Source organism: Rhizobium ecuadorense (assembly GCF_001187535.1).
In the GTDB taxonomy this organism is placed as follows: Bacteria; Pseudomonadota; Alphaproteobacteria; order Rhizobiales; family Rhizobiaceae; genus Rhizobium; species Rhizobium ecuadorense.
The window spans coordinates 1-251 of sequence record NZ_LFIO01000788.1 but is presented as its reverse complement, the minus strand read 5'-3'; the positions used below and the strand labels follow the sequence as shown (position 1 = coordinate 251).

Here is a 251-nt window from a genome sequence, read left to right as displayed (position 1 = left end):
GCGGAGTATCGCCGGTGGGCGCGTCGGGCGTTTCGGTCGAAGTGGCAGGCGCGGTATCGCTGGCGGGCGGGGTGGTGATGGCGAGATTGGCCTCTTCCTGTCCGGACTGCCTCTGCTTCGTCCCGCCACCGGTCGTGGTGGACGCGACCTGATCGTCGGCAGCTGGCCCTTCAACATTCGGCACGTCGCCGTCGGTCTTTGCGGCGATCCAGTCACGGAAGGCGGCAACACGGGTATAGACGCCGTAGTGC

General features: G+C 67.3%; 1 protein-coding gene. It reads right to left on the bottom strand.

Going from position 1 to position 251, the window contains the following annotated elements; translation table 11 throughout:
* The coding region (locus tag AF337_RS13945; protein WP_152971071.1) for a hypothetical protein at window positions 1-251 on the bottom strand (251 nt) is incomplete at both ends.